The 10,264-nt window shown below is 48.0% G+C and carries 14 protein-coding genes; 13 read left to right on the top strand and 1 reads right to left on the bottom strand.

The window, feature by feature from the left end; translation table 11 throughout:
* Positions 1 to 95: 95 nt before the first annotated feature.
* The 13 genes from ACJ2PR_RS12690 (at position 96) to ACJ2PR_RS12630 (ending at position 9,084) form a co-directional block, all read left to right on the top strand.
* Positions 96 to 752, top strand: coding sequence for an NAD(P)H-dependent oxidoreductase (locus ACJ2PR_RS12690; protein WP_446877257.1), 657 nt, complete (start codon positions 96 to 98; stop codon positions 750 to 752).
* Positions 753 to 941: 189 nt separating this feature from the next.
* Positions 942 to 2,051, top strand: a complete 1,110-nt coding sequence (locus tag ACJ2PR_RS12685; protein ID WP_446877256.1) for an alkene reductase — start codon at positions 942 to 944, stop codon at positions 2,049 to 2,051.
* A gap of 14 nt (positions 2,052 to 2,065) precedes the next feature.
* A complete protein-coding gene (locus ACJ2PR_RS12680; RefSeq protein ID WP_446877255.1) occupies positions 2,066 to 3,085 on the top strand; it encodes a zinc-dependent alcohol dehydrogenase family protein in 1,020 nt (339 codons plus the stop codon).
* A 57-nt stretch (positions 3,086 to 3,142) separates the two neighbouring features.
* On the top strand, positions 3,143 to 4,258 hold the full coding sequence (locus tag ACJ2PR_RS12675; RefSeq protein WP_446877254.1) for an alkene reductase: 1,116 nt from the start codon (positions 3,143 to 3,145) through the stop codon (positions 4,256 to 4,258).
* A gap of 16 nt (positions 4,259 to 4,274) precedes the next feature.
* Positions 4,275 to 5,105, top strand: coding sequence for an SDR family NAD(P)-dependent oxidoreductase (locus tag ACJ2PR_RS12670; protein ID WP_446877253.1), 831 nt, complete (start codon positions 4,275 to 4,277; stop codon positions 5,103 to 5,105).
* An 89-nt stretch (positions 5,106 to 5,194) separates the two neighbouring features.
* A complete protein-coding gene (locus ACJ2PR_RS12665) occupies positions 5,195 to 5,638 on the top strand; it encodes an RICIN domain-containing protein (RefSeq protein WP_446877252.1) in 444 nt (147 codons plus the stop codon).
* 32 nt (positions 5,639 to 5,670) lie between these two features.
* On the top strand, positions 5,671 to 6,285 hold the full coding sequence (locus ACJ2PR_RS12660; RefSeq protein WP_446868188.1) for a DUF2808 domain-containing protein: 615 nt from the start codon (positions 5,671 to 5,673) through the stop codon (positions 6,283 to 6,285).
* Positions 6,286 to 6,378: 93 nt separating this feature from the next.
* Entirely contained in the window at positions 6,379 to 6,540 is a 162-nt protein-coding gene (locus tag ACJ2PR_RS12655) for a nuclear transport factor 2 family protein (RefSeq protein WP_446877251.1), read from the top strand.
* A 3-nt stretch (positions 6,541 to 6,543) separates the two neighbouring features.
* Positions 6,544 to 6,729, top strand: a complete 186-nt coding sequence (locus ACJ2PR_RS12650) for a hypothetical protein (protein WP_446877250.1) — start codon at positions 6,544 to 6,546, stop codon at positions 6,727 to 6,729.
* A 161-nt stretch (positions 6,730 to 6,890) separates the two neighbouring features.
* Positions 6,891 to 7,319, top strand: a complete 429-nt coding sequence (locus ACJ2PR_RS12645) for a VOC family protein (RefSeq protein ID WP_446877249.1) — start codon at positions 6,891 to 6,893, stop codon at positions 7,317 to 7,319.
* Between the two features lie 48 nt (positions 7,320 to 7,367).
* Complete coding sequence (locus ACJ2PR_RS12640) at positions 7,368 to 7,808, top strand: VOC family protein (RefSeq protein ID WP_446877248.1); 441 nt, start codon at positions 7,368 to 7,370, stop codon at positions 7,806 to 7,808.
* 36 nt (positions 7,809 to 7,844) lie between these two features.
* Entirely contained in the window at positions 7,845 to 8,342 is a 498-nt protein-coding gene (locus tag ACJ2PR_RS12635; RefSeq protein ID WP_446877247.1) for a cupin domain-containing protein, read from the top strand.
* Between the two features lie 259 nt (positions 8,343 to 8,601).
* Positions 8,602 to 9,084, top strand: coding sequence for a cupin domain-containing protein (locus tag ACJ2PR_RS12630; protein ID WP_446877246.1), 483 nt, complete (start codon positions 8,602 to 8,604; stop codon positions 9,082 to 9,084).
* 152 nt (positions 9,085 to 9,236) lie between these two features.
* Here the strand turns inward: ACJ2PR_RS12630 and ACJ2PR_RS12625 are convergent, their stop codons facing one another.
* Positions 9,237 to 10,145: an SDR family oxidoreductase gene (locus tag ACJ2PR_RS12625; protein WP_446877245.1), complete on the bottom strand. Its 909-nt coding sequence runs from the start codon at positions 10,143 to 10,145 to the stop codon at positions 9,237 to 9,239.
* Between the last annotated feature and the right edge of the window lie 119 nt (positions 10,146 to 10,264).

Below are 10,264 nucleotides of genomic sequence, written 5' to 3'. Positions count from 1 at the left end.
CATAAGTGACAAAAAGTATTTTACAACACATTAGCATATAGCTTCCGGTAGACCCAGACTTTCTGCACGCGCAAACCCACGATCGCTTCAGTTACATTCATGCCTCTAAACACGCTTTTGCTGCGCATACACAAACATCTGACATTGAAGTAGAACAGCAGAAACTACTGTGGGCAGATGCTGTTATCTTTCAGTTTCCAATGTGGTGGTTTTCCATGCCTGCTATCTTGAAAGGCTGGTTTGAGCGAGTGTATGCTTACGGATTTGCTTATGGGGTCGGTGTTCATAAGGGAACTCGCTGGGGCGATCGATATGGTGAAGGCAAACTGATGGGAAGACGCACCATGCTTTCGATTACAGTAGGTGGACGACTACCGCACTACATCGAACGGGGAGTCAATGGTGCAATGGAAGATTTGCTGTTCCCAATCCATCACGGCATCCTCTGGTATCCCGGCATGGATGTCTTGCCGCCATTTGTGGTTTATCAAGCCGATCGCCTGACCGCAGAGCAGTATGAAACCGTTGCTCAGGACTATCAACAACGACTGGAAAACTTGTTCACAGATGCACCCATTCCCTACCGCAGTCAAAACGGTGGACACTACGATGAACGGCAAGTTCTCAAATCTGAGTTTGGCAGCGGACAAGGTGGATTACGATTACATCTGCTCCAACCAGACGAAGTTGCGGATCAGCGTCCTCTCCCAAGAAACCGCCAAGCAGGCGAGAGCGCAGCAAGATGGCGGTGAAGTGAAATTGGCTCATACTCAGTAATACTGCAAAATCTGCAAGCTTAAAGTTCTGGTCTAGATATTCGTGAATGTACTCCAACATCTGTAAAAGTGGACGCTGCAACAATTCACCTTCATAGGCAGGAGTTGATTGTTTGGTTTCAGTCATTTGTCTGACTTCTAGCTACATCTTTTTGGTACAAACACATGACAACTCAAACACTGACAATAACGCTACTAAGTCCCTTTGATTTGGCAGGGTTGCCCCTTAAAAATCGAGTGGTCATGGCTCCTCTGACTCGTGGACGAGCAGGCAAGGAGCGCCTCCCCAACGCTTTGATGGCAGAGTATTATGCTCAACGAGCTTCAGTCGGGTTAATCATTAGTGAAGCGACTGCTATCTCAAAACAGGCGAACGGTTGGCAAAATAGTCCTGGAATTTACTTGGAGGAACAGTCGCAAGCCTGGAAACAGGTTGTTGATGCTGTTCATGCGAAAGGGACACCATTCTTTCTCCAACTCTGGCACTGTGGGCGAGCGTCTCACAGTAGTTTTCAGGAAAATGGTCAATTACCTGTTTCTGCCTCTGCCATCAAACTGAACGGAAAAGAGATTCGCACTCCCACTGGCAAGCAAGCCGCTGAAACTCCCCGCGCCTTAGAAACAAACGAGATCCCTTTAATCGTGGAAGATTATCGTCAGGCTGCCCAGCGCGCAAAACATGTTGGTTTTGATGGTGTGGAAATTCATGCAGCGAATGGCTATTTAATTGATCAGTTTCTGCAATCAAAAACCAATCACCGCACCGATCAGTATGGGGGTAGCCTGGAGAATCGTTATCGTTTTCTCAAAGAAATCGTAGAAGCGATTCTCACGGTGTTTTCCGCTGACCGAGTGGGCGTAAGACTGTCTCCTAACAGCACGTTTAACGACATGGGTTCTCCAGATTTTCGGGAGACGTTTCTCTATGCCGCCCAGCAGTTGAATACGTGTGGTCTGGGCTACTTATCTCTGGTCGATGGTCTGTCATTCAACGGCTTTCATGAACTAGGAGAGCCGATGGTTGCGTCCGAAGTTCGGAACGTGTTCAAGAATCCAATGATGGTGAACGGTGGCTATACCCAAGAAACCGCTTCGTCTGCGATCTCATCTGGCAACGCTGACTTGGTTGCCTTTGGGCGACCCATCATTAGCAATCCAGACTTGGTTGAGCGGTTTGCAAACGGCTGGTCTTTAAATTCACCCGCCGACCCCGGTGTTTGGTATTCCTTCGATCAAGAAGGCTATACCAACTTTCCCACCTATCGCGCATCCTAAGAGGAAATCTAATCATGCCTAAAGTTGTCAAGTTCTATGAATTTGGTGAACCTGATGTTCTGAAGCTCGAAGAAGAACCACTCCGCCAACCTCAAGCGGGAGAAGTCCGCATTCAGGTGCAGGCATTGGGTCTTAACCGCGCCGAGGTGATGTATCGCACCAATAGTTACCCTGAGCAAGCCCAATTCCCGTCTCGCATTGGCTACGAAGCAGCAGGCATTGTGGATGCGATCGGGGAGGAAGTAACCGAGTTTCAGGTGGGCGACCCTTGCAGTATCTCCGTAGGAGCGCGCGTCAGCACCATCCCCGGATTCAGCCTGAATCAATACGGTGTAGCAGGTGAAGTTGCTATCGTGCCAGCGACTCGCATCGCCAGATATCCAGAACAGTTCTCGCCAGAGGAAGGGACATCCATTTGGATGCAGTATCTGACTGCTTACGGAGCACTGGTTGAATTTGGCAAACTCAAACAAGGCGATGTCGTTGCGATTACCGCAGCCAGTAGCAGTGTGGGTATCGCTGCGATTCAAATGGTTAACGATGCTGGAGGAACAAGTATTGCAATTACCCGCAAGGCAGACAAGCGAGAAAGACTAATTCAGGCAGGTGCTCAACATGTCGTCATTACTGACAAAGAAGATATGGTTAAGCAGGTCAATACAATCACAAATGGCAAGGGTGCAGAGATTGTGTTTGACCCTGTGAGTGGGTCTTACTTGGAAAAATTAGCGGACATTGTTGCACCGGAAGGTCTGATTATGGAATACGGTTGGCTGGCTGAAGGAACACCCATCTTTCCAGTGGTTGCTGCGATCGTCAAGGGCTTTCGGGTACAAGGCTTTCATCTGGGCTATCATGTCACCGCTTACCCGGAACGGTTGCAGGCAGGAATTAGCTATGTCAACCAGCGATTGCAGTCAGGAGCTTTTCGTCCGCTAATTGCTGAAAAACGATTCACCCTCGATCAAATTGTTGATGCCTATCGATACATGGAGTCGAACGAACAATTGGGGAAAATTGTGATTTCAGTCTGACACACCTCAAAAAACTCTCGAAACCCCGATTCTTGCATCTTTTTTAGGTGAAAACCCATGACGGCTCAAACACTTGCTAAAACCTTACTAAGTCCCTTTGATTTGGCAGGACTGCCTCTGAAAAACCGCGTGGTCATGGCTCCTTTGACTCGTGGACGAGCAGGCAAGGAACGCCTCCCCAATGCTTTGATGGCAGAGTACTATGCTCAACGAGCTTCAGTTGGTTTGATCATTTCTGAAGGGGCTACCATCTCGAAACAAGCAAATGGTTGGTTGAATAGTCCTGGAATTTACTTAGAGGAACAGGCGCAAGCCTGGAAACAAGTTGTCGATGCAGTTCACGCGAAAGGTACGCCATTTTTTCTGCAACTCTGGCACACTGGACGAGCCTCTCACAGTAGCTTTCAGGAAAATGGTCAATTACCCGTTTCTGCCTCTGCGATCAGACTTAAAGATGAATACATTCATACTCCCATTGGCAAGCAACCCTATGAAACGCCCCGCGCTCTGGAAACGAACGAAATCCCTTTGATCGTGGAAGATTATCGGCAGGCTGCTCAGCGTGCTAAATATGCTGGTTTTGATGGAGTAGAAATTCACGCGGGTTATGGCTACCTGATCGATGAGTTTTTGCAATCTAAAACCAACCATCGCATCGATCGATATGGAGGTAGTCTAGAGAATCGCTACCGCTTCCTCAAAGAAACTGTCGAGGCGATTCTCACAGTGTTTCCTGCTAACCGAGTGGGAGTGAGGCTGTCTCCAAACAGTACTTATAACGACATGGGTTCTCCAGATTTCCGAGAAACGTTTCTCTATGTTGCTCAGCAGTTGGATCGGTATGGTCTAAGTTACCTGGCTCTGATCGATGGACTGGAGTTCAATGGCTTTCATCAGCTAGGAGAACCGATGGTGACGGGCGAATTTCGTGACGTATTTCAGGGTGCAATCATGGCGAATGGTGACTACACGCAAGAGACTGCCTCAGCCGCTATTAAAGATGGCAATGCTGACTTGATTGCCTTTGGGCGACCGATTATCAGCAATCCAGATTTGGTTGAGCGGTTTGCCAATGGCTGGTCTTTAAATCCACCCGCTGACCCCGGTGTTTGGTTCTCCTTTGATAAAGCAGGCTACACCGATTTCCGACTTACTCATGACATTCCAAACTAGAAAAACTGAATGAATTATGTCTTCTCAAACTGTCATTATTACAGGTGCTGCAACTGGCTTAGGCTACGCAATTGCTGAAAGTTTTCTCAGCGCTGGAGCGAACGTAGTACTGAATGGTAGAACATTCTCAAAGCTCGAAATTGCAGCCCAGAAACTGAATCAGGTGGATCGCATCCAGGTTATCGCAGGTGACATAACCGAGCCTGCATTTGCGTCTGAGCTTGTTGCTAAGACCGTTGCTAGATTTGGTAGAGTCGATGTCCTGGTTAATAATGCAGGTATATTCGCCAGCAAGCACTTTACTGACTACACGATCGATGAACTCGATCAATTCCTGACCTACGTTCGTGGCACCTATGCACTGACTCAGGAAACCGTCAAACAGATGCGATTAGCGCAAAGCGCAACTCCGAAGGAACCGCAAGGTGAGGGGGGAGCCATTATCAACATCAGTACCATTCTTGCTTTCAATGGAATCAAGGCTCTGCCTTCTTCTGCACCAATCATGGCGAAAGCAGCAATCACAGCGATGGTCAAAAACTTAGCGATCGAGCTAGCCGCAGACAATATCCGAATCAATGCTGTCGCTCCTGGCATTGTTCTGACTCCCTTATTGGGTGATGTGGATGATGAAGCACTGGCTCGCTTGAAACAGCAACAACCGCTTGGAAGAGTGGGCACACCCAAAGATATTGCTGATGCCGTTTTATATCTAGCGAATGCGAACTGGGTGACTGGCGTAGTTCTTCCGGTTGATGGTGGCGTTGCTGCGGGTGGTGATGGAACTAGCAACCTTAAGCTTGTCACAAGACTTGACACAGCCCACAATGCTCTTTCGTCTGAATAAATGCTTCCGAGTTTACGCAGTTAGAAATGAGGCGTTTTGTTGATTACCCAAGCGCCTGCCATAAATTCTTTACGCACAGGAGAAAAGCAATGTATCGATCGATAAAGCCTTTTGCTCTCGTTGGATCTGCTGTTACTGCATCCATCTTAGCGATCGCCGCCGCATCTATTGCTGCAAACCGAGTAGAGACATACCAGAATGCTGTAACCAAATTTTGTCTAGACAGCAATGATTTTCGGCAAGTCTACACCCATCCCTGCGGCGGCGAACACCAAAAGTGGGAGGTCATTCCCAAAGGCAGAAACGTGCGGAACCTCAAGAGTGTCGCAACCAGATCTTGCTTGGACAGCGATGACAATCGGCGAGTCTACACGCATGGATGTAACGGTGGCGCTTACCAGAAGTGGGAGGTCATTCGCCGCGGCAATGCAGTCGTGTTCAGGAATATGCAAACCAAGTTTTGTCTAGACAGCAATGCTGCTCGCCAAGTCTACACCCATCCTTGCGGCGGCGATTACCAAAAGTGGCGCTGATAATGTCGCTCACATTCAATCGAGGTGAAATTATGTTTAGAATCATCCTTTGTTCAATGCAACAAGGCTTAGGAGTACAAGTTGCGTTTCTGAGTCTACTCCTAGGAGCGATCTCAATTCCGAATGCTGCGGCTGAACTGCCACAAGATGCGATTAGCGCAGAGCGCAAGTCCGAAAGAATCGCAGTAACACTGATGGATGGTAGAACCGCTTTCACAAATCCCCCTTCTTTAGTCAAGGCTTCAGCAAGTTATTCTCAGCAGGCGATGCCATCTCAATACACCTTCACCATCCGCATCTCCGCGAATGCAGGCGCTCCTTTACAAGCAGTCAAGCTGTCTTCAGATGATCAGATTCCGGTTCAGTTTGATGTCAACAATATTCACGCTTATGCAGGAGATCGAGCGAAAGGGCAAGCACTAACACTGGCAAAAGTTGGAGGAAATCAGCCTGCGAATGCTAAAGATACGGTTGTTGCCTTTGATCCGCCCATTCAACCAGGAAACACGGTGACGATCGCGATCGATGTTCCCCGCAATCCCAGCCAAGGCATTTACCTCATCGGTGTTACCGCCTATCCGACTGGAAGTAATCCGATGGGACAGTTTCTAGGATTTGGTCGCTTCAGCTTCTACTCGAATCAGTAAAATGTTCTGGACAAAACTCGATGTCGATCGACATCGGCTGAACCTAGAATGGATCAACGCTCTAGAGTCGGTGATGCAGGAGGTAAAACTGACATGAATGACAATCTTCTTCGCAAGGCATATCAAGCCTTTAACACCCGTGATATTGATACCGTTCTATCTCTCCTGCATCCGGATGTTGCCTGGGCAAATGGCATGGAAGGTGGGTATGTGCATGGACATGCTGAAGTGCGTGATTACTGGAATCGTCAGTGAAGTTTGATTGATCCACACGTTGAGCCGCGACGCTTCACAGCCGATGAGACAGGGCAAACGGTGGTTGATGTTCATCAAGTGGTGTGTGATTTGGACGGCAATGTGATTGTGGATCAAAGGGTTCAACATGTGTATGCGATCGAACAGGGTTTAATCAAGCGCATGGAAATCCAGTCAATTGACCAGTAGATTGAGTGGCGAACTTGCAGCTTAACAAAAGGCAAAAGGAACCAAGTTGATTTAGTACAACTGCACTGCTATTATACGATTGTCTCCCAGCCAAACTGAATTAAGGTACCGCTCTAAATCTAATCTGTCCGCTTTCAAATCAACTTATGGAGGGTTCAGACATGGACAACAATCCCAGTATTCTCTCCCACGTTTCGATCGGCACCAACGACTTTGAACGAGCGATCGCGTTTTACGATGCTGTTTTGTCCCCACTCGGTTGTAAGCGACTGATGGAACATCCAGGTGCGATTGCGTATGGCAAACAGTACCCCGAATTTTGGGTGGGAACCCCGTTTGATGGACAGCCCGCAACCGTTGGCAATGGCACTCATATCGGCTTCATCGCTCCCACGAAAGAAGCTGTTCATACCTTCTACGAAGCAGCACTCGCAGCAGGTGGCAGAGACGAAGGTGCGCCCGGTAGCAGACCCGACTACAGTGAGCCATACTACGGTTGCTTTGTGCGCGATCCAGATGGACATAAGGTAGAAGCTGCTTTTTGGGATGAACAACTTGAGCAAGAACTGAACTCCAGCAAATCTGCGTAAGCTGAACCACTAAACAATTCCATTCAACTTGTAAAAGAGGAATTAACCATGACCAAATTCATTCCTGATGGTTTTCATAGCGTGACTCCTTATCTCACCGTCCAAGGCGCGAATCAACTGCTTGAATTCATGAAAACTGCCTTTGATGCTGAGGAAATTCTCTGCATGAAACAACCGGATGGCACGATCAGACATGCAGCAGTGAGGATCGGTGATTCGATGATTGAGCTATCCGAGGCAAAGGCAGAATGGACACCGATGCCTGGAGCGATCCACCTTTATGTAAGCGACACTGATGCGGTTTATCAGCGCTCACTTCGAGCAGGTGCAACTTCACTACAAGAACCAACGGATATGTACTACGGTGAGCGGGGCGCTGCTGTGAAAGATGCTGTCGGCAATCACTGGTATATTGCCACTCATTTGGAAGATTTATCTTCAGAGGAATTGGCAAGGCGAGAAGCAGTTTTCGCACATCAGTCACACTAAACTCTTTTCGTCATTTCAGTCAGTCTTGGAGGTTGTATGTCTGACGTTCCCAACATTATCCACATGAACGCTCTGGAATGGAAGGAGGAAAATTACTCTGAACATTACACGGGTTGGTCAAAGCGACTATCTTCGCCTGCGATGGATTGCGAATCAGGTCACATTGGGGTGAGAGTCGATCGGCTGCGTCCTAAAACGCTCTCCTGTCCTTTTCATTACCATATGCACGAAGACGAATTTTGTCTAATTCTCAAAGGCAAAGCGACACTTCGGTATGGTGATCGAACGATCGAAGTCAAAGAAGGGGATGCGATTTCATTTCCACGCGGAGAACGAGTGGCTCATCAGTTCTACAATCACACCGATGAGCCTGTAGACATTCTTATGGTGGGCGAAAATCTGCCGCACGAGGTGTGTTATTACCCAGACTCGGACAAATGGATGGTGAGTTCGATCGAGAAAGTCGGCAAGTTCGAGAACACCGATTACTGGACGGATGAACCTGATCCCCCTATCTTGAAATCTCAGCCATGACTGTTCAATGAAATATGGCAACGGTGTCACTGGAAGCGTGGATCGATGACTAATTTTTTTATCTTTTCGCTGCTGCTGGTCGCGAGGATTTTCGGAGAAGAAAAGATGTTAGTCGAAGAATTAGAAGGGTACGAAGCGTACAAAACCAAAGTGAAGTATAGACTTCTTCCTCTAGCCTGGTAATTCGATCGAGCATCGAGGGAACTGTGACTGACTCTACTCAAAACATGGTAGAAAAAATCGTTGGAGGATGATCAACGTGACAAACCCAAACGCTTTCATCTTACGAGCCGAGCAAATTGCTGCTGATCAACAAAGCTTTTCTCACCTCTGGAACTCGAACTCTGAACTATCAGGAACTCAACTGGGGCGTAAAGTCGGGCTACAGCGTACAGGAGTCAATTTCATCCGAGTGCCGCCCGGTAAAGAATCGTTTATCTATCATTCCCATCATCGCGAGGAAGAATGGATTTTCATTCTATCGGGGTTTGGCATTGCAGAAATTGATGAAGTAGAGCTTGAAGTCGGTGCTGGCGATTTTATGGGATTTCCAACACCCTCTGTTGCTCATCATTTGAGAAACACAGGCAACGAAGATTTAGTGTATCTAGCAGGAGGAGAAAATCTGGATGTCGAAATTGCTGATTTTCCTCGGCTGAAAAAACGAATGCTTCGACAGGGAGAAACCGTCGAAATTTATGATTTCTCCGATGCGAAACCCTTTGAACCAATAGAAACATAACCCCAGAATGCAGGGAGCCTGCGACCTTTTGTGATAGCTAATCTGTTTCTAGGGTGCATTGCTATGTTGATCGTTTGGCAAGGCAGAGCAACTCATAAAGTGGTTGGGCGAACACCCTTCGCGTGAGCCGCAGGCACCGATGCAAAGTTGATTTATCTGTACCCAGTTGCATCCGCAGGCTTGCCCATTGCTTCTACTTCTTGAATATAGCGCCATGCATCCGGCTGAGAGCCATCAATGTCAGTAAAGCCATAAACCTGCGCCAGTTGACCACTGGAAAGCGCTTGTTCATTCCAGCGATCGACCCTTGGATCACCTGCGAGATGGGCAACCGCCCGCCCAATATAATGCGGCGTTTCCGAAATCACAAAATGCGGTTCCTTTGCGGTTGCCTCCTGCCAATTCGCTTCACTCACGCCAAAATGGTCGAGCATCAGTTCTGATCGTAGCCATCCTGGTGTTAACGCCACTGCCGTACCCTGATAGGGTCGAAGTTCTTGCGATAATCCCCATGCCATCCGAATAATCGAAGTTTTGGCAAGATCATAGAACAGCGATAGCCGATAGTTCTGCTGGTTATAGTCTGCCGTTCCGTCTGTTACTTCAACCACCAAGCCGCCAGGCTTCTGGATTAAGAGCGGCAGAGCAAAATGACTTGTGATCAAATGGGTGTCGATCGCGGTTTTTAGCAGGCGCAATCCCTTCTCTAGAGAAAGCTCCCACATGGGCTGGTTAAACTCTGTCCAATGTTCTCCACCAATATCGTTAACGAGAATGTCGAGATGACCTTGCTCTTGTTTGATGCGTGTAATGAGCGATCGCACTTGTTCAGGGTCGAGATGATCCACCTGAATTGCAATTCCTTTTCCACCTGCCTGATTCACCAACTCTGCTGTTTCTTCAATGGTTTCAGGGCGATCGTATTCTGATCGCTGTGTAGAAGTACTACGTCCAGTCACATAAACCGTTGCTCCGGCTGCCCCAAGTTCGACCGCAATCCCTCGACCTGCGCCGCGAGTGCCACCAGCGACGATCGCAATCTTATCTTTTAATGGTTGCATAATGCCTCCTCAAAATTGTTCTGGACAATGACACTTGCTTGTCCGCTGATACTGACAGCATAAAGGTCATTTCATGACACCCTTTGTCATATTTCAGCAATAGAGTAGAAAGTAGTTGC

The sequence above is a fragment of the Phormidesmis sp. 146-33 genome (assembly GCF_052939515.1).
The sequence above is the reverse complement of the archived record's forward strand: the minus strand, read 5'-3'. Positions and strand labels throughout refer to the sequence as shown.

Excerpts from the sequence above, each read along its gene's own strand:
- ACJ2PR_RS12675 (WP_446877254.1), top strand. The coding sequence starts at position 3,143 with ATGACGGCTCAAACACTTGCTAAAACCTTACTAAGTCCCTTTGATTTG.
- ACJ2PR_RS12660 (WP_446868188.1), top strand. The coding sequence starts at position 5,671 with ATGTTTAGAATCATCCTTTGTTCAATGCAACAAGGCTTAGGAGTACAA.
- ACJ2PR_RS12680 (WP_446877255.1), top strand. The coding sequence starts at position 2,066 with ATGCCTAAAGTTGTCAAGTTCTATGAATTTGGTGAACCTGATGTTCTG.
- ACJ2PR_RS12685 (WP_446877256.1), top strand. The coding sequence starts at position 942 with ATGACAACTCAAACACTGACAATAACGCTACTAAGTCCCTTTGATTTG.
- ACJ2PR_RS12655 (WP_446877251.1), top strand. The coding sequence starts at position 6,379 with ATGAATGACAATCTTCTTCGCAAGGCATATCAAGCCTTTAACACCCGT.
- ACJ2PR_RS12665 (WP_446877252.1), top strand. The coding sequence starts at position 5,195 with ATGTATCGATCGATAAAGCCTTTTGCTCTCGTTGGATCTGCTGTTACT.
- ACJ2PR_RS12635 (WP_446877247.1), top strand. The coding sequence starts at position 7,845 with ATGTCTGACGTTCCCAACATTATCCACATGAACGCTCTGGAATGGAAG.
- ACJ2PR_RS12625 (WP_446877245.1), bottom strand. The coding sequence starts at position 10,145 with ATGCAACCATTAAAAGATAAGATTGCGATCGTCGCTGGTGGCACTCGC.
- ACJ2PR_RS12640 (WP_446877248.1), top strand. The coding sequence starts at position 7,368 with ATGACCAAATTCATTCCTGATGGTTTTCATAGCGTGACTCCTTATCTC.
- ACJ2PR_RS12645 (WP_446877249.1), top strand. The coding sequence starts at position 6,891 with ATGGACAACAATCCCAGTATTCTCTCCCACGTTTCGATCGGCACCAAC.
- ACJ2PR_RS12670 (WP_446877253.1), top strand. The coding sequence starts at position 4,275 with ATGTCTTCTCAAACTGTCATTATTACAGGTGCTGCAACTGGCTTAGGC.